The 19,400-nt window shown below is 39.9% G+C and carries 22 protein-coding genes; 17 read left to right on the plus strand and 5 right to left on the minus strand.

Features of this window, described 5'->3' with window-relative positions; translation table 11 throughout:
- Positions 1–9 precede the first annotated feature (9 nt).
- Entirely contained in the window at positions 10–981 is a 972-nt protein-coding gene (locus tag AACW90_RS21740; protein ID WP_390238870.1) for an alpha/beta fold hydrolase, read from the minus strand.
- 223 nt (positions 982–1,204) lie between these two features.
- On the opposite strand from AACW90_RS21740, the gene AACW90_RS21745 reads away from it, so the two are divergent.
- From AACW90_RS21745 to AACW90_RS21785, 9 genes are all read left to right on the plus strand, one after another.
- On the plus strand, positions 1,205–1,543 hold the full coding sequence (locus AACW90_RS21745) for a metalloregulator ArsR/SmtB family transcription factor (RefSeq protein WP_390238874.1): 339 nt from the start codon (positions 1,205–1,207) through the stop codon (positions 1,541–1,543).
- 36 nt (positions 1,544–1,579) lie between these two features.
- Positions 1,580–2,581: an ArsJ-associated glyceraldehyde-3-phosphate dehydrogenase gene (locus AACW90_RS21750; protein WP_390238876.1), complete on the plus strand. Its 1,002-nt coding sequence runs from the start codon at positions 1,580–1,582 to the stop codon at positions 2,579–2,581.
- Positions 2,582–2,592: 11 nt separating this feature from the next.
- Entirely contained in the window at positions 2,593–3,087 is a 495-nt protein-coding gene (locus AACW90_RS21755; protein WP_390238878.1) for a cyclin-dependent kinase inhibitor 3 family protein, read from the plus strand.
- 130 nt (positions 3,088–3,217) lie between these two features.
- Positions 3,218–4,441, plus strand: coding sequence for an organoarsenical effux MFS transporter ArsJ (arsJ, locus tag AACW90_RS21760; RefSeq protein WP_390238881.1), 1,224 nt, complete (start codon positions 3,218–3,220; stop codon positions 4,439–4,441).
- A gap of 146 nt (positions 4,442–4,587) precedes the next feature.
- Positions 4,588–5,601, plus strand: a complete 1,014-nt coding sequence (locus AACW90_RS21765; RefSeq protein WP_390238883.1) for an acyltransferase — start codon at positions 4,588–4,590, stop codon at positions 5,599–5,601.
- A gap of 201 nt (positions 5,602–5,802) precedes the next feature.
- Complete coding sequence (locus AACW90_RS21770) at positions 5,803–6,168, plus strand: DUF4145 domain-containing protein (RefSeq protein WP_390238886.1); 366 nt, start codon at positions 5,803–5,805, stop codon at positions 6,166–6,168.
- 161 nt (positions 6,169–6,329) lie between these two features.
- The gene (locus AACW90_RS21775; protein WP_390238889.1) at positions 6,330–6,953 is read left to right on the plus strand and encodes a lysoplasmalogenase; all 624 of its coding nucleotides are present in this window, start codon (positions 6,330–6,332) and stop codon (positions 6,951–6,953) included.
- 131 nt (positions 6,954–7,084) lie between these two features.
- Positions 7,085–7,315 (plus strand): YecH family metal-binding protein, encoded by a 231-nt coding sequence (locus AACW90_RS21780; RefSeq protein WP_390238892.1) that lies wholly within the window; start codon positions 7,085–7,087, stop codon positions 7,313–7,315.
- Between the two features lie 57 nt (positions 7,316–7,372).
- Complete coding sequence (locus AACW90_RS21785; protein WP_275135125.1) at positions 7,373–7,957, plus strand: YhgN family NAAT transporter; 585 nt, start codon at positions 7,373–7,375, stop codon at positions 7,955–7,957.
- Between the two features lie 38 nt (positions 7,958–7,995).
- Here the strand turns inward: AACW90_RS21785 and AACW90_RS21790 are convergent, their stop codons facing one another.
- Positions 7,996–8,262, minus strand: coding sequence for a DUF1145 domain-containing protein (locus AACW90_RS21790; RefSeq protein ID WP_275135124.1), 267 nt, complete (start codon positions 8,260–8,262; stop codon positions 7,996–7,998).
- Positions 8,259–8,858, minus strand: a complete 600-nt coding sequence (gene rsmD, locus AACW90_RS21795) for a 16S rRNA (guanine(966)-N(2))-methyltransferase RsmD (RefSeq protein ID WP_390238897.1) — start codon at positions 8,856–8,858, stop codon at positions 8,259–8,261. Before rsmD ends, AACW90_RS21790 begins: the two co-directional genes overlap by 4 nt.
- Positions 8,859–9,020: 162 nt before the next feature.
- Between rsmD and ftsY the strand changes: the two genes are divergently transcribed.
- From ftsY to glpG, 6 genes are all read left to right on the plus strand, one after another.
- Complete coding sequence (gene ftsY / locus AACW90_RS21800) at positions 9,021–10,340, plus strand: signal recognition particle-docking protein FtsY (RefSeq protein WP_390238899.1); 1,320 nt, start codon at positions 9,021–9,023, stop codon at positions 10,338–10,340.
- A 66-nt stretch (positions 10,341–10,406) separates the two neighbouring features.
- Positions 10,407–11,081 carry a cell division ATP-binding protein FtsE gene (gene ftsE, locus AACW90_RS21805; RefSeq protein ID WP_275135121.1) on the plus strand — a complete coding sequence of 225 codons (675 nt, stop codon included), beginning with the start codon at positions 10,407–10,409 and terminating at the stop codon, positions 11,079–11,081.
- The gene (gene ftsX, locus AACW90_RS21810; protein ID WP_390238903.1) at positions 11,071–12,015 is read left to right on the plus strand and encodes a permease-like cell division protein FtsX; all 945 of its coding nucleotides are present in this window, start codon (positions 11,071–11,073) and stop codon (positions 12,013–12,015) included. Before ftsE ends, ftsX begins: the two co-directional genes overlap by 11 nt.
- 186 nt (positions 12,016–12,201) lie before the next feature.
- The gene (gene rpoH / locus AACW90_RS21815) at positions 12,202–13,056 is read left to right on the plus strand and encodes an RNA polymerase sigma factor RpoH (protein ID WP_390238906.1); all 855 of its coding nucleotides are present in this window, start codon (positions 12,202–12,204) and stop codon (positions 13,054–13,056) included.
- Positions 13,057–13,557: 501 nt separating this feature from the next.
- The gene (glpE, locus tag AACW90_RS21820; RefSeq protein ID WP_390238908.1) at positions 13,558–13,878 is read left to right on the plus strand and encodes a thiosulfate sulfurtransferase GlpE; all 321 of its coding nucleotides are present in this window, start codon (positions 13,558–13,560) and stop codon (positions 13,876–13,878) included.
- Positions 13,879–14,718: a rhomboid family intramembrane serine protease GlpG gene (gene glpG / locus AACW90_RS21825; RefSeq protein ID WP_390238911.1), complete on the plus strand. Its 840-nt coding sequence runs from the start codon at positions 13,879–13,881 to the stop codon at positions 14,716–14,718.
- Between the two features lie 74 nt (positions 14,719–14,792).
- Here the strand turns inward: glpG and AACW90_RS21830 are convergent, their stop codons facing one another.
- Complete coding sequence (locus AACW90_RS21830) at positions 14,793–15,209, minus strand: flagellar basal body-associated protein FliL (RefSeq protein WP_195704648.1); 417 nt, start codon at positions 15,207–15,209, stop codon at positions 14,793–14,795.
- Between the two features lie 149 nt (positions 15,210–15,358).
- On the opposite strand from AACW90_RS21830, the gene AACW90_RS21835 reads away from it, so the two are divergent.
- Both AACW90_RS21835 and ubiA read left to right on the plus strand, forming a co-directional pair.
- The gene (locus tag AACW90_RS21835) at positions 15,359–15,898 is read left to right on the plus strand and encodes a chorismate lyase (protein WP_390238914.1); all 540 of its coding nucleotides are present in this window, start codon (positions 15,359–15,361) and stop codon (positions 15,896–15,898) included.
- On the plus strand, positions 15,899–16,753 hold the full coding sequence (gene ubiA / locus AACW90_RS21840) for a 4-hydroxybenzoate octaprenyltransferase (RefSeq protein ID WP_390238916.1): 855 nt from the start codon (positions 15,899–15,901) through the stop codon (positions 16,751–16,753).
- Positions 16,754–16,840: 87 nt separating this feature from the next.
- Here the strand turns inward: ubiA and plsB are convergent, their stop codons facing one another.
- On the minus strand, positions 16,841–19,267 hold the full coding sequence (gene plsB / locus AACW90_RS21845) for a glycerol-3-phosphate 1-O-acyltransferase PlsB (RefSeq protein WP_390238919.1): 2,427 nt from the start codon (positions 19,265–19,267) through the stop codon (positions 16,841–16,843).
- Positions 19,268–19,400 lie beyond the last annotated feature (133 nt).

A 19,400-nucleotide genomic window follows, 5' to 3' on the forward strand; every position in this document is an offset into this window, starting at 1 on the left:
TTCATTTTATCAATCTTGTTCAAAAAAACGATGAATCATCGATAGTGCTTCATCTCTTATTTTATCATTCTCAAACAAAATTTCGTGTTTGCTGCCCTTACTTATCTCTAATTTTGAAGCTTTGTTAGTTATGCTCAGCGATGCGATAAAGTCTAGTTGGGCTTGGTTACTGACGATATCATCCCGCTCAGCCTGAATAAGCAGTGTTGGAATAACTAGCTTTCTAGCATTTTTAATGCATGCGGCAGCTCCAGATAGTGCTTGCCAAACCCAGTGAGCGCTAGGCCCTCCAATTTTGAGCTGAGGCATATCTTCGTAAAGGTCTCTAAACCACTGGTATCTTACTTTGCTGGATGTAAGTGGGTTGAGCTCAAATGGTTTCGCTCGATATTCCCTATTTTTGGTTAGATAATCAGGTTTAGTACTAATAAGGCTAACAAGGCATGCCCAATATGGTGCAATGGGTTTCAAGAGCGGTGACATATTAACACCAAACATGGGGGCACTGAGTGCTACGCGATTAAAACCATGGTTGGGATAGCACTGTAAATATCGGGTAGAAATTGCGCCTCCCATGGAATGTGCGATGAGAAATTTCTGGTCATATTTCCCAAGTTTAAAGCCATCAACTAATTTGGCCATGTCATCGACATAATGTGAGAAGGAGTCTACATGCCCAATTTGTCTGTCTTCGGTTAGTCGGTCGGATAAACCCTGCCCGCGATGATCAAACGAGTATACGTCGTAACCTAATTGGAAAAAGTGATAAAGAAGTTCTTGATATTTCCATGCTGATTCCACACGACCATTTGCAACCACAACGGCTTTGGTGTGATTAGCCGAAGTAACGGACACCCAATACAGGTTCTTTTGGCCTTTTCCTAGTACAAAGCCTTCCTCTCTTTTTTGCCAGAAATTATTGGTTTTACCGTGCATGATTTCTGGATAGTCTGATTCTTGGATTGGTTTTTCCGTGATCATAATTACCTAATTTTTTTCACTTAAGGTGCGGGTATAAAGAATGAATGATGTAAGCATATCACTCATGTTGCCCATATTAAATTGAGATAGCGAATGCCGTTTTTTCTGCTGTGTGAATAAGCTCGTTTTTTCATATGAAGATTTGATGACAATTCACATTGGTCATTGATCTGAAATTATGGCTGTATAATATATACGTATATCCATATGTTTGGTTTGAATTATGTTGCCTAATCAGTTTTTTAAAATGTTGTCAGATGAGACGAGAGTTCGATGCTTGCTATTGATTGCAAGAGAAGGAGAGCTGTGTGTCTGCGAACTGACTCAGGCACTGGGGGAGAGTCAGCCTAAGATATCCCGCCATTTAGCTCAATTGCGCCAGTCTGGGATATTACAGGATGAACGCAAAGGACACTGGGTGTATTACCGTGTTGCCGCTGAATTACCTCGATGGTTAGAGAAAGTGATTGAAGGATTGAAACAATCTAATTGTTTAATGGAGCAATACAAAACTGACATTGAACGTTTGAATGCGATGAAGAGCCGTCCAAATAGATGCTGATGCGGCTATATAAGATTATTTACAAGGAGATTACTTATGACGATTAAAGTAGGAATTAACGGTTTTGGTCGAATCGGTCGCTTAGCCTTACGCGCTGCTTATGACTGGCCAGACATGGAGTTTGTACATATTAATGATATTGCGGGCGATACGGCTACTTTAGCGCACTTGTTAGAATTTGACTCTATTCAGGGACGTTGGCATCACGAAGTGAGAGTGGATGGTTCTGAAATGGTGATTGATGGCAAAAGAGTGGCTACGAGTCAGCAGCAAGATATTAATGAAGTAGATTGGTCGGGTTGTGATGTGGTCATTGAAGCGACGGGGGTTCATCGTAACGTTTCTCACTTAAACAAGTATCTGGCCCAGGGTGTTAAACGCGTTGTCGTGTCAGCACCAGTAAAAGAAGAAGGGGTTGCCAATATTGTTGTAGGAGTAAATGAACATATATTTGATCCAGCAGTGCATAAAATTGTCACTGCAGCGTCGTGCACCACAAACTGTATTGCACCTGTGGTAAAAGTCATTCACGAGAAGCTTGGTATTGAGCAATCTTCCTTTACTACAATCCATAATTTAACCAATACACAAACCATTTTGGATGCACCCCACAAAGACCTTCGCCGTGCTCGTGCGTGTGGTATGAGTTTGATCCCAACCACCACGGGTTCTGCAACCGCTATAGTTGAAATCTTCCCAGAACTTAAAGGAAAAATTAATGGCCATGCCGTTCGTGTTCCTCTGGCTAATGCGTCTTTGACCGACATTATTTTTGATGTGAAGCGCGATACGACAGCTGAAGAAGTTAACGCTCTACTAAAAGAGGCCTCTGAGGGAGACTTACAAGGTATTCTTGGATTTGAAGAACGTCCGTTGGTTTCTATTGATTATAAAGGTGATCCACGCTCAACGATTGTTGATGCTTTGTCTACCATGGTTGTCGGAACTCGTATGGTCAAGATTTACGCTTGGTACGACAACGAAATGGGTTACGCAACCCGAACGTCAGAGTTAGTTCGTAAAGTCGGCTTAGCATAAGGTATTTTAAAATGACACATCCAATTTGGCAGCTTAACGTAGCGGACAATGATGCCGCGCTTATTCTAACGCCTTGCCCGGGAACGAAAGGCGTTGATTTAGAGACATCGCTTAAAGAACTAAAATCCTCAGGTGTACAGGCGATAGTGACAGCTTTGGAGTTCGAGGAGATGGAAAAAGCGGGAGTAGCTGAATTACCAAAGTTAGCGAAGCAATTAGGCATGTCTTGGTTCCATCAACCAATTAGAGACGATGAAGCGCCTGATGAGCAATTCGATGTTCGTTGGAAGATAATTGGTCCTCAGGTACATGAAGTACTAAAGCAGGGTGGAAACGTAGCATTGCATTGTATGGGAGGTTCTGGTCGTACAGGGCTACTCGCCGCACATATATTGTTAGAGCTCGACTGGGATCTGAATAGGATTAAATCGGAGGTTCAAGCGCTTCGTCCTGGCGCTTTTACTAAACCTCTTCAGATTAAGTACATTAACCAAGTTAGTAGATAGTTCAAACTTTAATTAGCCTGTGTACAGAGCTTTTGGTTTGCCATGATCCTAAAGCTTTCCTTGCTTCAATTTAGACGTAACATGGTTCCTTAGAAAATGGTTTATGTCTTTATAAACAGTGAATTAACTTATGTTTTCAAATTTGAACAAAAGTGTTCGTCAATATATGTTGGTTACGTTCAATTATTGGAACTTTACCATTACAGATGGCGCACTTCGTATGTTGGTAGTGCTCTATTTTCATGATCTTGGGTACAGCACACTTGCGATAGCATCTCTCTTTTTATTTTATGAGTTTTTTGGTGTAATAACCAATTTAGTTGGCGGCTGGTTAGGGGCGCGTTTGGGTTTAAACCGAACAATGAATGTGGGATTAGCAATGCAGGTCGGTGCTTTGGTAATGTTAGCGGTACCAAGTACATGGCTTACTATTCCATGGGTCATGGCGGCGCAGGCGATTTCAGGCATCGCTAAAGATTTAAATAAGATGAGTGCCAAAAGCGTGATTAAGACGCTAGTTCCAGATGATCAACAAGGGGCGCTTTACAAATGGGTAGCAATTTTAACGGGCTCTAAAAATGCGTTGAAAGGTGCGGGTTTCTTTATCGGTGGACTGTTGTTGTCTTTTATTGGATTTCAGTCTTCGGTATTGCTGATGGCTGGGGTGCTTTCTTTCGTGCTTATGGGAAGCCTTATTGCTTTAGAAAGTGATATAGGGAAAGCAAAGAGTAAGCCTAAATTCAAAGAAATTTTTTCTAAATCGCGAAGTGTCAATATCCTCTCTGCGGCGCGTATGTTCTTATTTGGTGCTCGTGATGTTTGGTTTGTCGTGGCGTTACCTGTGTATTTAGGATCCACGTTTGGTTGGGATCATTTGTGGGTTGGTGGATTCTTAGCACTTTGGGTCATTGCTTATGGGTTTGTACAGAGCATCGCTCCTAAAATTACAGGAAAAGGGCAAGGTAAGGTGCCAGATGGTTCTGCTGCAATAATGTGGGCTGCATTACTTGCCATCATAACGGGGTTAGTGGCTTATGCTGTACAAATGGACTGGCAACCAGAACTCGTCATTGTTGTTGGCTTGATGGTCTTTGGTGCCGTTTTTGCCGTGAATTCATCACTGCATTCTTATTTGATTGTTAGCTATGCGAAAGGTGATGGTGTCTCACTGGATGTTGGGTTCTATTATATGGCTAACGCTATGGGACGGTTGATTGGAACGATACTATCTGGTTGGGTTTTCCAATTAGCGGGCTTGGCTGCATGTTTATGGGTCTCATTTGTTTTCTTAGCAATAACAACCTTTATCTCTATTTACCTACCTAAATCGGTAAAATCGATAGCGACCAACTAAGTAAATAAGGCGCTCTTATAAATATTCGAGCGTTTTTTTACACCTTTCTGACTATCCCTTAAGCTTTTCTTATGTAATATGGTCAAATGATACTCAGGTTATCATAGTACTCATTCTTTTATTTTTGACCGCAATCTGGAAAACCAATGGAAAAACGAGTTTTTTTCTTCGATCTACTTCGTTGTATGGCCGCGATTGCGGTTATTGCTATTCACGTCCTCGCACCTTATCGACATGAATTAGGTGCCATTCCGATGAATGAATGGTTTGTTGCGATTACGGTGAACGGTTTTAGTCGTTGGGCTGTCCCAGTATTTATTATGATTACTGGTGCGTTGTTGCTGAACGACACACGACCGTTTAATGCGAAATATTATGTCAGTCGTCGCCTTGGTAAAGTTTTGATTCCATTTATTATCTGGTCTCTTTTCTACGCTTATTTATCAGGGTGGTCTGTGGGTGGTTATGATTCTGGTGTGACATTCGACACGTTAAGAAACGTTTTCCATAAAGAAACGTATTATCATCTAGGTTTTTTTTACTACTTTATTCCCCTTTATTTTGTCATTCCCTTTTTTCAGATTCTGGTTCAAAAAACGGATGACCTAGCGATTTGTGCTTTCTTATCAGTGTGGATACTTTCAACAGCCTTATTTTTGTTTCGAATCGATGGTCCGTGGAGCCACCAATTATGGCTGTATTCCGGTTACTTATTGCTTGGTTATGTTCTTTACAAAAAGGTGCCATTAACAAAGGGAATGGTGACGTTTTTTGTTATTCTCGGTGCTATAGGGCTGTTTAGTAGTGTTTGGATGGTTGCTACAGAGAGTATTGCGCAAGACAAATATACCTTTGGAAGGTGGTTATCTTACAAAACTATAAATACGGCTTTTGCTGCCTCACTTGTGTTTATGCTTTGTCGTTATTTTGGTGAAGGGTTAAAGCAAAGTACGAGAAAAGTTGTTGGGTTTATTAGTCAAAATTCTCTTGGGATATATATTCTTCATCCCATTTTTTTATGGCCAATGAAAGAATTTGGGTGGTTTCAGGGTCATCCAATGTGGGTTATTCCATTGTGGATATTACTTAGCGGTAGCGGTGCTCTCTTTGTTAGTTGGATACTGTCAAAAAGTAATAGAACATCGTGGTTACTACCGTAATCGCATAGGTATCTCGCTATATACGGCGATTGAAATGCCTGCTGTTGGGCTTGAATATTTTCTTTCTGATGTAAGTGATTGTAAATTATCGTGTCGAGCTCACATTATTTATCTAAGATAGATCATGGTAATGCACTGTTTTTTCGGGAACTATTTATACTGGTAATGAGTCTTCAATTAGAAGGTTATTAGGAGAACAATATGTCGAATATTGAGGAAGTTGTTAAGCGTACTCGCCGTATTGAGAAATTGTTGCGGGTGCAATATCATGCTGATGGAAAAGGATTACATCAACTAATCACTAGTTGTGAGGATAGATTACCTCACGATGTGATCAGTAAATTGAGGTATGTCGCCACTATTCGGAACAAAATAGTTCATGAAGAAGACTTTAAGTTGGATAACAGAAAATCTTACTTCGCTACCTGTGATGCATGTGAAAAAGAACTTACCCCAAGAGCGAATCGTTTCATTTGGCGAGCAGCCATTTTAGTCATGACGTTGTTTACGCTCGCGGCTTTAGGATTCTATCTTATTCACTGGGATAAGCTTGTTGAACACTTATAACCTACCCTAATGTGTAAAAATTACATGTGCCAAACACTTTAACAACAACCTCATTACATCGTGATGGTTATTTTCGTAAAGATCCAACTATTGGTCATTAATACTGGATTAAAATTTCATTTTTCCTAAACTAGCCGACTTAAATGAAATGAGGAAAATGTATGTGGGGTTGGCTGATGGTTGGGCTATCTGGGTTAATTCATATTTCGACGGCGAATAGCAAAAATAAAAATCTGTCTAAGATATTGAAACCGACAACTTTACTATTATTAATGGCTATTTTGGTAACAACTGGTCGTGAAGAGACTCAATTCATATGGGTGGCGATTGGCCTTTCTCTTGCTGTCATTGCTAATACGTTTAGTGTTCTACCCAAAATAAGTACAAGAGCAAGCTTTATCGCGTTAATTTTGTCATTTCTATTTTACAGTAAGGGATTTTGGTCCCTGCTGCACGGTGATATTACGTGGTGGCTTCCGTCTCTGTTATTTGCCGGTAGCATTATTCTCATCTTACTTTTGCTACCAAAGCTGGATACGATTATTTTTCCTGTGTCTATTATGGGTTTGGTCTTGGTCCAGATGTCATGGGTGTCCTGTGCTGTTTGGATGAACAATACCAAAATGGCAAATTTGTATGCTTGCCTTGCTTGTTTTGTTTTTGTTGCTGCGACTCTAGTTAGTGCAGTTAATATCTATCGCCATCCTTTCCCAAATTCTGATTTATGGGCCACGAGTGGTTTTTTTATCGCCCATTCACTGACTGTCGCTTCTGTTATTGCGTAATCAGTTGGTTGAATGACATTTTCTATTTAACTTTAGTTTTAAAGTTATCTACTTTGGATTCATCCATTATAGAGTGATTAAGAATATCATTCTTTTGGTGTATTCTAGCGATCTCAAGTTAAGGGCAAAAAATGAATAATATTCATGGGCATAAAATATTAGATATGTTGTCAGAAAAATTTCTCACTCGAGATGAAGTAAAGAACCTGCTCACAAATGAGTACGGGTACGATGTCCAGTTTCATACTTGCCAGAGTGAAGGTCTGAACTTTGATGAACTTTTTGATTTCTTTATCGAGAGAGAAAAAATAGTCACAGTTGATGGGAAATACAGCATTAATGCGACGAAAAAGTGCGAATAACACCCCCCAATACCGTTATAACTGTGTCACCAATATAGCACGGAGATAAAAATAACAATGGATATACTTTCAGCAGCAACAATGTTGTTTTTAATTATGGATCCTTTAGGTAACTTACCGGTCTTCTTGTCCATTCTTAAGCATATTGAACCGAAAAGACGACGAATTATATTAATTCGTGAGCTTTGCGTTGCGTTGGTTATTCTGCTTGCTTTTTTATTCGGTGGCCAAAACATACTTAATTTCCTGCATATAAATCCTGAGACCTTAAGTATTTCTGGTGGTGTTATTCTCTTTATCATCGCTATCAGGATGATTTTTCCACAACCAGGCGGTGTGACAGGTCTTGCAGCAGGTGAAGAGCCATATATTGTACCAATGGCTATCCCAATGATTGCTGGCCCGTCTGTGATGGCTTTGTTGCTATTATTGTCGAGTCAAGAACCTGATCGTATTTGGGATTGGGCCGCAGCGTTACTTATCGCGTGGGGGGCAAGCTTCTTTGTACTTATGTTCATCAATTTTTTCCATAAGTTATTGGGTGAAAAGGGTTTAAAAGCGGTAGAAAGATTGATGGGGTTGCTATTAGTTATGATCTCTACCCAGATGTTCCTAGATGGTATTAAAGACTTTATAGGTTAAAGCATGATGTAAAAAAAGAGCGCTTAAGCGCTCTTTTTTTACATCATGTGTTTACGCCTTATATCGAGCAGAGAAAATATACCAAATATTAAAATTGACCATTTCTCCCAACCGCTGATTTCTATTTTGTCACCAAAAGCTCCGATAAATATCAACATTTGAACCGCGTGCATCATGAACAAAAATCCAGTCATAATATAGAGTGCAATGGCCGCCTTACCTGGAAATGGCATGAAAATATTGAAGAGAAGGACAAACCAAACAAATGCGATAGAGGCTTTTGCTAAAAATATCAGGACTTTCATTCTATATTCCTTTCAAATAATCGGTAACTTACTTGGCCAGCTTTTTTTTCTCGATAGAGAGACCAATTGTCTGGTATGCCAGTAAGCGTGAGTTCTTTTTCTGTTTCAATATAAATCATAGCATTTTCTGCAAGCCAATTATTTTCTTCTAATAATTTTAAGCTCTTTTCTAGCAATCCTTTTCTAAAGGGAGGATCGATAAAGACGATATCAAAAGGCGTGCCCTGCTTATCAAGGTAGGAAAGGCTATCCGAATTGATTGCCTCAATAGACTCTGCTCTTAATGTCGTGATATTTTGGATTAACTGTTTATGTGCCTGTACGTTGAGTTCGAGCATCACAACCTGCTTTGCTTGACGCGAGGCGGCTTCAAATCCTAATCCACCAGAGCCTGCAAACAGATCCAAACATTTGGCATGAGGTACATCTTGATAAATCCAATTAAATAGCGTCTCTTTTACGCGATCGGTCGTGGGTCTTAGCCCTTCAGCATTGAATACAGGTAGTTTTCTACCTCGCCAAAGACCTGCAATAATGCGTATTGAGCCTTCTGGTTGCTTTTTTTGTAAATTGTTTTTAGTTTGACTTCTTACCATAGATTTTTTGACCGCTAATAAAGTGTTACTATATCCTGTTATATAATGTCAAAGTGTACCAATCAAAACAGAAATTTTTCAGTACTTTGTCATTTTTCTCTGCTCAAATAATTTTGCAGGGCATTAAATTAGAATTAGTTGTTAGATCTAGGACTCCTCTCGATGACGGATAAGAAAAAGCGCGGACTATTTTCATGGCTTGGTTTTGGCGAAGATGACGGAAAAAGCCAAGAAGGTGAAAATAAGCAAATTGAAGAGCTTCAGCCAGAGAAGCAAGAAGAAAATGCTACTATTGAAACTGAGCTAGCGAGCAATGAAAGCGAAGATATTATTGCCGATGCCTCACAAGCGAATGATACTCTGTCAGTTAATACAGATGGTTTAGATGATGAAATCAATACGACTATCGACGTTGAAATTGGAGATGAGGCACTTGTAGAATCGCCAATTGATACAACTGTACTGATTGAATCGACAGAGGAATCAGCTTCAGCCGATCCTGTAGATGCACCTGTCGAAAGTAATACAAAGAAAGTCATTGTTGAACAAGAGAAACCAACAGAAGGTTTCTTTTCAAGGTTAAAGCGTAGCTTAGCTAGAACAAAACAGAACATCGGTGCAGGTTTTTTTGGTCTGTTTAAAGGAAAATCGATAGACGATGATCTTTTTGAAGAGCTTGAAGAACAACTTTTAATAGCCGATGTAGGGATGGATACAACCTTAAAGATTATCGGTAACCTAACAGAAAAGGCATCTCACAGAGAGTTAAAAGATGGCGAAGCGCTGTACGGTTTACTTAAAGAAGAAATGGCCGAAATACTGTCACATGTAGAGCAGCCACTCGTCATCGATACTAAGCATACCCCTTACGTCATACTAATGGTTGGCGTGAATGGCGTGGGTAAAACCACGACAATAGGTAAATTGGCAAAACAATTCCAAGCTGATGGGAAAAAAGTCATGCTTGCCGCAGGAGATACATTCCGAGCCGCTGCGGTGGAACAGTTACAAGTTTGGGGTGAAAGAAATAATGTCCCGGTTATTGCTCAACATACTGGTGCGGACAGTGCCTCTGTCATTTATGATGCTATAGAAGCAGCGAAAGCTCGTGGTGTAGATGTTGTCATCGCGGATACTGCAGGTCGACTTCAAAACAAGGGTCACTTGATGGAAGAGCTGCGTAAAATTGTACGCGTAATGAAAAAAGTCGATGATTCAGCACCGCATGAAATAATGTTAACCCTTGATGCAGGTACTGGCCAAAATGCGATTAGCCAAGCCAAATTATTTAGCGATGTCGCCCCTGTTACTGGCATCACCCTGACAAAACTTGATGGAACCGCGAAAGGCGGGGTTATATTCGCCATCGCTGATCAGTTTAATATCCCGATTCGCTATATTGGTGTTGGGGAAGGTATTGATGATCTTCGCCCGTTTGAATCTGAAAACTTTATTGAAGCGCTATTTAGTCGCGAAGAATAATGATTAAGGTATTGTGCAGTAGCAAGCGCTTAAATGGAATGAATTGAATAGTTAGAGGAAGAGTAAGTGATAAGATTTCAGCAAGTTAGTAAAGCTTATCGAGGTGGTCGCCAAGCATTACAAAAAGTGGACTTTCATCTTAGACAAGGTGAAATGGCATTTCTTGGTGGGCATTCTGGCGCTGGCAAAAGTACATTACTGAAGCTGATTTGTGCTATGGAGCGCCCTTCTGATGGCACTATTCAATTCAACGGACACGATATTACAAAGATATCGAATAACGATATTCCTCTTTTAAGACGTAATATTGGTATCGTTTTTCAAGATCACCGTTTGTTAATGGATCGGACTGTTTTTGATAATGTGGCATTGCCAATGCGTATAGAGTCTGCGACAGAAAATGATATTAAACGCAGAGTCTCCGCAGCGTTAGATAAAATAGGGTTGTTAGATAAAGCGAAGTGTTTGCCGAGCCAACTATCAGGTGGTGAGCAACAAAGAGTGGGTATCGCAAGAGCGGTTGTGAATAGACCCACTTTAGTACTGGCTGATGAACCAACTGGTAATCTAGATCCTGAATTGTCTAATCGAACCATGATGTTGCTGGAAGAGTTTAATCGAGCAGGTGTCTCTATTCTTGTCGCAACTCATGATGTTGGTCTTGTCGGCAGCAGGCCTCAGTATCGACGATTTGAGTTAAATCAAGGTTTTTTAAGTGAGGTCGAAGGTTATGGCCAATAATGCTCGCAGCAAAAACAAAGTCGATCGTGTCGGTTTTTTGACCATGCATATAAGGCAAGCTAAAAGCTCATTTATGAGTTTGTGGTTAAGACCCTTAGGTAACATATTGACTCTAGCCGTGATCGCTATGGCGTTGTCTTTGCCTGCGAGTGTTTATCTTGTGGGTAAAAATATTGCTAAAGTTGCTGAGGAGGTTGCGAGTCCGTCACAAGTAAGTGCCTATATACAAGAAGACATCGCAGAAGCGAGAATCATGGTACTTAAGGATCAGGTAGAAAGTTGGGAAAATGTAGAAAGTGTGCAATATATTTCTTCTCAACAAGGTCTTAGTGATTTAAGTGAGTATTCTGGATTTGAACAAGCTATTTCATTACTAAGTGATTATTCGTTACCCGCAGTGCTCGTTATACAACCATCTGAGCAAAATGATGCGAGCATCAGAGATATCGCAATAGCGCTAAGAGATGAGCAGGGTATTACCGATGTAAGATTGGATGAAGATTGGCTTGCTCGCTTAGATGCAATGAAGAATCTGGCAACAACGGTTGTTGTTACTTTAGCAACCTTAATGTTAGGGGCCGTATTTTTAATTGTTGGCAACACATTACGGTTTACGATTTTAGCGCATAAAGAAGAAATTCAAGTGATGAAGCTGATTGGAGCAACAGACAGTTTTATCTTAAGACCCTACCTATATTCTGGTATGTGGTTTGGTTTAATTGGAGCGGTAAGCGCTTGGTTTTTGACGGCAATTATTACAGTACTGTTAAATGGAGCTGTAGAAAAGCTTTCTATGTTATATGACAGTCAGTTTCACTTGATAGGCTTGAATTGGGATGAGTCATTGTTGCTATTAATGCTTGGTGTTTTCTTAGGTTTTATTGCCGCAAAACTATCTGCACGGAAACACTTAAAAGATATTGAACCTGTGTAGGCTTTTCTTGTCTTAAAAAAGATTAAAACAGCAGGTTAAAATGGTAAATATTTGTAAATCGCTCTTGTATAGTGATTGTATCTATGGATAATTACCGTCCCCTTATTGAAATTTTCTTTGATTAAGTTCAATATTGATGGGTTTAGAGTAAATATATTGCTCAATGTAAAAAGAATGAGGAATTGAATGGCAAACCAAAAGTATTCAATGGCTTTAGTTACGCAAGATAGCTTAGATAGTTATATTCGTTCAGCAAACAGCTACCCTATGCTAAAACCTGAAGAAGAGCGTGATCTGGCAGAACGATTGCATTACAAAGGTGAAATTGACGCTGCGAAAGGTCTTATACTTTCACACCTTCGATTCGTCGTTCATGTTGCCCGAGGTTACTCTGGTTACGGTTTACCGATGGCTGATTTGGTTCAGGAAGGCAATATCGGCCTAATGAAAGCAGTGAAGCGTTTTAATCCTGAAGTGGGTGTTCGTCTTGTCTCTTTTGCCGTCCATTGGATAAAAGCTGAGATTCATGAGTACGTTTTGAGAAACTGGCGTATTGTTAAAATCGCTACAACCAAAGCTCAACGTAAACTTTTCTTCAATTTACGTAAATCTAAAAAGCGTTTAGGTTGGTTTAATAACGGTGAAGTAGAAACGGTTGCTCGCGAACTAGGTGTTGCACCTTCGGAAGTGCGAGAGATGGAATCTCGTCTAGCTGCACAGGATGCTGCTTTTGAATTGCAGAATGAAGATGACGATTCAGGAAGCTACTCAGCTCCCGTACTTTATCTAGAAGATAAGCATTCTGATGTTGCAGATAATGTAGAAGCTGATAATTGGGAGACGCATACTAATACGCGCTTAACTCATGCTTTAGCAACGCTAGATGAACGAAGCCAACATATTGTCCGTTCTCGTTGGTTAGCTGATAAGAAATCTACATTGCAAGAACTCGCCGAAGTCTACAGTGTTTCTGCAGAGAGAATTCGTCAACTCGAAAAAAATGCAATGAAGAAATTAAAACTGGCGGTTGGTGAGTTTTAATAGGAAAGCGTTGTCACTACTTAAAGTACTTTGAAAGCACCAAAAATTTTTAGAGCCGAGATCGTTGAGATCTCGGCTTTTTTATGCCTGATCGAAATTGATCGATATGCTTGATCAAAATTGAAATCTACCTGTGTATAAGTCTGTGAGGAAAACTTTCATTAACTGTCAGGAAGTAGCGGATAGACTAGGATTAAGAGCGAATATCCATTGGGGATAGTTTATTTGATACACACAGAAAAAGAAGGATCACTACTACATGTTGTGGATCTTTTTATTAAGAGATACTTTATCAACGTAATTCACAGATTTATCCACAGATGGTGAAATATTGATCATCGGTGGATAAAAAATAGTGCAATTTTTATTCTCTTATTCAGGTAATTTTGGCAGAAGAACGACAGAATTTTTTATTGCTTGTTAGAAGCTATGTCGCTTGGGTGCTAATAACACTTGGTATACAATCTAGTGACAAAAATAACATCAGGGAAGGTTAGCTCAATGAGTAGTTTTAAGAAGATAAATGCCGTTGGAGCAAAGAAGTTAATTAGCGACAGAAGCGCAGCACTTTTCGATATACGAGATGCTGGTTCTTTCACTACTTCCCATGCCGAAACTGCTCGCCATCTAACGAACGATACAATGGTTGCCTTTCTGGAAGAGGTTGAATTTGATCATCCTATACTTGTTATGTGCTACCACGGAGTCAGTAGTCAAGGTGCCGCACAATATTTAGTGAATCAAGGCTATGAAGAAGTGTATAGCGTTGACGGCGGATTTACAGCATGGCATATGGCTGGCTTACCTATTCAGAGAGGTTAAATGATTAAGCTAATCACACTCAAAAACCCTAGAACGGCTCAAGCTTTCATTGATTATATGGCATCAAGGAAAATAGAACTCGATATGATGCCAGAGGGTGGGGGGCAATTTGCCCTTTGGCTTAAAGACGACATTGATAAACTAGAAGCTGAATCGGAATTGTCTCATTTCTTAGCGAATCCGAATGATAGTAAGTATCAAGCTGCATCGTGGGATCTCGCGGGCTCTAGAACGAGAAAGTTTACATATCAGACTCCCAGCATATTGGCTATGGTCAAAGCAAAAGCAGGGCCTTTTACGCTTTTGATTATGTCGGTTTCTATTGCGTTATTTATCCTGTTTCAATTAGGGTTTGGTAATTCTATTTTTTCGGTAACACATTTTCCAGCTTTTGATGGACAGAAGTGGCAAATTTGGCGCTGGGTGTCACATGCACTTATTCATTTCTCTGTTACTCATATTGCTTTTAACCTCCTGTGGTGGTGGCAATTAGGCGGAGATATAGAAAAGCGGCTTGGTACGATTAAATTATTGCAGATCTTTATATTATCATCGGCCCTATCGGGTGCAGGTCAATATTGGGTTGAAGGTGCCAACTTTGGTGGATTGTCAGGGGTGGTGTATGCGCTAATGGGATATTCATGGTTGTTAGGTGTCATATCGCCTGAAAAAGGGGTGAGCTTACCGAAACCTATCGTCATATTTATGCTTGTTTGGTTGGTGCTAGGGTATGTGCAGCCATATATGGCTATTGCTAATACCGCTCACTTGGTAGGCTTAGCGTCTGGTTTATTACTTGCTAGGATTGATAGCCAGATGACAAAAAAAACAAATGGCTGATGATCATATAGCACAAAATATGTCTACTGTAGCAATGGCCTTTAAATGCCATTGCTTTGAAAATCAGAGCAGAATTATTGAAAGAGGAATTTAGTAAACAATAAATCTGTGATGAGGGTTTTACCCGTTTCGGCAATGAGCAGATTGTTTAGATTTTCTTTGAGTTGCTTTCTGAGTTCTTCTCTTCCAGCGAGGGTTTTCACTTGATCTTCAGTTTGTTCACCAATGTATGCAACGATAGTATCTCGAATTAAAGGTTCGTGTCTTTCTAGCTCAACGACATAAGAGCTATCCGCAACCATTAAATCGACTCGGACTTGCAGATATGCCAGTTTTTTGCCTTTTGTGTATACGTTGGTAGTGAGATCTGGTGCTAATGTATAATAGGCGAATGTGGGTCCGCTGTTTTGCTCTTCTTCATCCGCATATGTTGTGACTGAAAAAGTACTGGTTAGAGCGAAAATTATTAAAACAATATATTGTTTAAGCATATTTATGGGATCTTTCTTTTTTTATCGGATTATCGTGGCGTCTTAGTCTGCTACAATGTAGCACCTAGACAAGTTTGTATTCTGCGGCTTTTTTAGCCTAAACACCAAGTATAAATTGCTTATATTACTAGAACTAAATAAATATACCTATGACTGAGCTGATTTCGTTGTACATTGCTGCGCTCAAAAAAGTTGATTGGCAAGACATTGACAAGTTTGAACTATCTTCGAGCGTTTCTCTACATTGGTTGTTGGAAAGAGGCTCATTGTCACGTCGTTTTGAAGAAAAGTGTGAAAACTTAACGGTTAAGATGCTTTTTAATGAGATGATTTCAGCTAGAGAGGTCACAATTGAAGAAAAAGAACTTCTTAGTGATACTGGTTGCTTACTCAGAGAAGTCATGCTTTTAGGTGATGAGCAAGAATGGGTAATTGGTCGAACTTTGATACCAGAAGCGTCTTTGGACGACCAGCCACATAACTTAATTCAACAGGGTACTATTCCACTTGGATTAACAGTATTTAGTGTTGAGGGTGTGAGTAGAGATGCTTTGCAACTTGGCTGGGTTAACCTCCCTAACCAGCGACTTATTGCTAGACGATCACGTTTATGGATGAATAAAAAACCTATGTTAGTCGCAGAACTTTTTCTTCCCGAATCACCGGTGTATCTTACGGAGACGGTTTAGATGAGCTTAGTAAAAGCGAGAGCCTACTGGCAACTAATGCGTATGGATAAGCCAATTGGTTCATTATTGCTTCTGTGGCCAACCATATGGGCCTTGTTACTTGCTTCGGAAGGTAAGCCTAGATTAGACGTTGTTGTTGTATTTGTTTTTGGAGTGCTGTTTATGCGCTCTGCTGGATGCGTTATCAATGATTTCGCAGATAGAAAAATTGACGGACATGTTCAAAGGACAGAGCAACGACCGCTTCCTGCAGGGAAAGTGAAACCGTTTGAAGCCATTGTTTTGTTTCTAATATTAGCGTTATCTTCTTTTTTTCTTGTACTTACTATGAATCCTCTTACCGTTAAGCTGTCATTTTTCGGTATTGTGTTGGCGTTCATTTACCCTTTTATGAAGCGTTTTACTCATCTTCCTCAATTATTCCTAGGGTTAGCATTCAGTTGGGCGATACCAATGGCCTGGGCTGCGCAAGCGAATGAACTTACGTCTCCTGTATGGTTATTATTTGTCATTAATGTGTTATGGACCATGGCTTACGATACTCAGTATGCAATGGTCGATAGAGATGATGATTTGCGAATAGGGGTAAAATCAACCGCAATTTTGTTTGGTCGCTTTGATAAAATCATTATTGGCTTATTGCAGTTGTTAACGCTGGTTTTGTTTATAATTTTAGGTAACTGGTTGAACCTTAGTACCGTTTTTTATTGGGGAATACTAGTGTCGGCTGGATTGTTTGTATATCAACAAAATTTGATTAAAAAGAGAGAACGAAATCTCTGTTTTAAGGCATTTTTAAATAACAATAATGTTGGGTTAATTATGGCTCTGTCGATCTTTCTTAGTTATCTATAATCTACTCAAGGCGTCAAAAATGGTTTTAATGAAAAAGGTTCTGTATTGACAGAACCTTTTTTCGTTATGACGTTATTTAAATGACGGTTATTTTACTTCACTATATAGGTTTTCCTGAATAGTTAACTTTACTTCCGTTGGTAATAACGCCGATAACATATCCGCTAAATGTTGAGTGTTATCTAGATTACAGTTGCCATCCACGTCGATATATTGTTGTTCTTTCAATGTTGTAAATAACGAAGTAAATACCCCTTTATCAAAAAACTCTGGAGCATTGATACCGTGCAATCTACCGAGACGTTGAGCAACTTCCTGGCATTTCTTCTCTAGTTCAGGTTTCTCAAGTTCTGGATTGGCCCCTAGAAGATTGATTGAAATGGCATAGCGTTGCAGTGTCTCTGCGATAGTACGGGCAAGCAACATCAATGATTGAATTCTAGGTTGGTCGATAGATATATTATCTTCTGTACGGCAAACCAGTTTTTGCCTTACCAGTTCATCTAGGATGCTTTCGACCGTTTGATCAAGATTTGATTGATCGTAATTCAAAAACAACTCTTTTTTCAAGAAAGGATAAAGTTGGTGTACGACAGACTTAATGTATTTTACGGATATACTTTCGTGACGAACAACCAAGTGTGAAATTAATGATGGTATTGCGAATAGGTGAATAATGTTATTACGGTAGTAAGTCATTAAGATGGATTGATTGCGATCTAGGGAAACAATGTCACCCATAGTATCGGTTTCGATTACGAATTTATCTAATGAAATCGCATGCTCAACTAACTCTGTTGCGGTTTTGTCCGGCATGGTAAATGTATTGGAGTATGGGACATTCTTAAGTAGTGATAAATACGAGTCAATCTGCACGACCAATGTATCTTTTGATAGAGCACGTTGACGAGATGCAAGCAGAGCAGTTGCACATAGCGTTAATGCATTTGCTGCTGCTGCATCATTGATATGAGTCATCATCTTAACAGCGAGTTTATTGACAGTTGGTGTCAACCATTTAGGTCTAGGTGGATCAAGAGGATTGATGTCTTGTTTCCATTCCGGGACTTCTTCGTTAAGGAATTGATTTAGAGGGATTGGTTCGCCAAAGTTTACATAGCCTTGACCAAAATTACGAAGCTTACGTATCGTTTTAAGTACCTGCCCTGCGTTCTCTTTTTCTTTGCGTTTTCCTCGCAGCTCTTTCGCGTAGGTGGATACTTCCATTACATGTTCATAGCCAATGTAGACTGGGACTAGGGTAACAGGGCGGCTCTGTTCTCGTAACATCGTTTGGATAGTCATGGCTAGCATGCCGGTTTTCGCTGGTAGTAGTCTACCTGTACGAGAACGACCACCTTCACTGAAATACTCAACCGAGTAGCCTTTAGTAAATAACTCAGAGAGGTATTCACGGAATATAGTGGAGTAGAGTTTATTTCCTTTGAAGCTGCGACGAATAAAAAAGGCACCGCCACGACGGAATATATAGCCTGCGGGGAAGAAGTTAAGATTGATGCCTGCCGCAATATGAGGAGGAACCATTCCCTCATGATAAAGGACGTAAGAGAGCAATAAATAGTCCATATGGCTTCGATGACACGGCACGTAAACTATCTCATGCCCATCTTGTGCTAATCGACGTACCGTGGTGGCGTTGCTAATGTTAAGCCCTTTATAAAGCTTATTCCATAACCAACCTAGTATCCGCTCTCCATTCTTAATCAGAGAATATGAGAAATTAGCGGCAATTTCATCGAGAATCGAGTGCGCTTCTTTTCGCGCCTTTTCGAGACTGATATTTTTACTGTTGGCTTCATTCTCGATAGCTTTTTGGATAACTTCTGAATCGAGTAGTCGAGTAAATAATTGCTCGCGATTAGGGAGTTTAGGCCCAATAGCGGCTAGCTTTTGTCTTGAGAAGTGGGTTCGTGCTACTCGAGCGAGTTTATGCGCTATCGATTCATCTGTACCATGTACATCCGCCATATAACGAAGTGAAACAACGGGGCTAAACCTCACTTGGCAATCTCGACCAGAAACGATGACCGCTGCGGCTTTTTGTGGGCCATTCATTGCGCGTAAATAAGGTCTTAGATCGGCTTCTTTACCCGGTTTTCTTCCCCATAAAACGGTCGCAGGAATAACCTGAACATCTAACTCTGAATCTTCTCCGTGCAACGTCAATAAATCGCTAAATAGAGCAATGGAAGCACTTGGTATGTGCTTGTCATTTTTAAGTATTGTTGGCCTCGAACTAATATAGACATATCGACCTAACTCTTTCCCGTTTATCTTCAGTGGCAAAAGAGGATCCGGTAAACCGATTTCTAATGCTTTTCTTCTCAATGTGAAAAGGTCAACATTGGAACGAAATGGGAGTGCGTAGACGATAGGTTTATCCAAATCGATGTCTAAATCTTTAATTGGCTCAGTAGGAATAGCGGTGCTCTTTACTAATAAAGAGAGAGGGAGCTTTAAAAGTGAGCGTGGAATTATACGTCCAGATGACATTAGGTTTATCGCCTCAAGAGTTATCAAAAATGCACTACGTTCAAGGGTTCGAATTCATCCCAAAACTCTGATGAAAATCGAAGTTTAAGGGGGATTTCGATGAAGATAGTTTTGCGCCGAAAGAATACCAGAA

Source organism: Vibrio frigidus (assembly GCF_042465995.1).
Classification (GTDB): Bacteria; Pseudomonadota; Gammaproteobacteria; order Enterobacterales; family Vibrionaceae; genus Vibrio.

Coding starts and splice junctions, on each gene's coding strand:
- AACW90_RS21740 (WP_390238870.1), bottom strand. CDS start 981: ATGATCACGGAAAAACCAATCCAAGAATCAGACTATCCAGAAATCATG.
- AACW90_RS21745 (WP_390238874.1), top strand. CDS start 1,205: ATGTTGCCTAATCAGTTTTTTAAAATGTTGTCAGATGAGACGAGAGTT.
- AACW90_RS21750 (WP_390238876.1), top strand. CDS start 1,580: ATGACGATTAAAGTAGGAATTAACGGTTTTGGTCGAATCGGTCGCTTA.
- AACW90_RS21755 (WP_390238878.1), top strand. CDS start 2,593: ATGACACATCCAATTTGGCAGCTTAACGTAGCGGACAATGATGCCGCG.
- arsJ (WP_390238881.1), top strand. CDS start 3,218: ATGTTTTCAAATTTGAACAAAAGTGTTCGTCAATATATGTTGGTTACG.
- AACW90_RS21765 (WP_390238883.1), top strand. CDS start 4,588: ATGGAAAAACGAGTTTTTTTCTTCGATCTACTTCGTTGTATGGCCGCG.
- AACW90_RS21770 (WP_390238886.1), top strand. CDS start 5,803: ATGTCGAATATTGAGGAAGTTGTTAAGCGTACTCGCCGTATTGAGAAA.
- AACW90_RS21775 (WP_390238889.1), top strand. CDS start 6,330: ATGTGGGGTTGGCTGATGGTTGGGCTATCTGGGTTAATTCATATTTCG.
- AACW90_RS21780 (WP_390238892.1), top strand. CDS start 7,085: ATGAATAATATTCATGGGCATAAAATATTAGATATGTTGTCAGAAAAA.
- AACW90_RS21785 (WP_275135125.1), top strand. CDS start 7,373: ATGGATATACTTTCAGCAGCAACAATGTTGTTTTTAATTATGGATCCT.
- AACW90_RS21790 (WP_275135124.1), bottom strand. CDS start 8,262: ATGAAAGTCCTGATATTTTTAGCAAAAGCCTCTATCGCATTTGTTTGG.
- rsmD (WP_390238897.1), bottom strand. CDS start 8,858: ATGGTAAGAAGTCAAACTAAAAACAATTTACAAAAAAAGCAACCAGAA.
- ftsY (WP_390238899.1), top strand. CDS start 9,021: ATGACGGATAAGAAAAAGCGCGGACTATTTTCATGGCTTGGTTTTGGC.
- ftsX (WP_390238903.1), top strand. CDS start 11,071: ATGGCCAATAATGCTCGCAGCAAAAACAAAGTCGATCGTGTCGGTTTT.
- rpoH (WP_390238906.1), top strand. CDS start 12,202: ATGGCAAACCAAAAGTATTCAATGGCTTTAGTTACGCAAGATAGCTTA.
- glpE (WP_390238908.1), top strand. CDS start 13,558: ATGAGTAGTTTTAAGAAGATAAATGCCGTTGGAGCAAAGAAGTTAATT.
- glpG (WP_390238911.1), top strand. CDS start 13,879: ATGATTAAGCTAATCACACTCAAAAACCCTAGAACGGCTCAAGCTTTC.
- AACW90_RS21830 (WP_195704648.1), bottom strand. CDS start 15,209: ATGCTTAAACAATATATTGTTTTAATAATTTTCGCTCTAACCAGTACT.
- AACW90_RS21835 (WP_390238914.1), top strand. CDS start 15,359: ATGACTGAGCTGATTTCGTTGTACATTGCTGCGCTCAAAAAAGTTGAT.
- ubiA (WP_390238916.1), top strand. CDS start 15,899: ATGAGCTTAGTAAAAGCGAGAGCCTACTGGCAACTAATGCGTATGGAT.
- plsB (WP_390238919.1), bottom strand. CDS start 19,267: ATGTCATCTGGACGTATAATTCCACGCTCACTTTTAAAGCTCCCTCTC.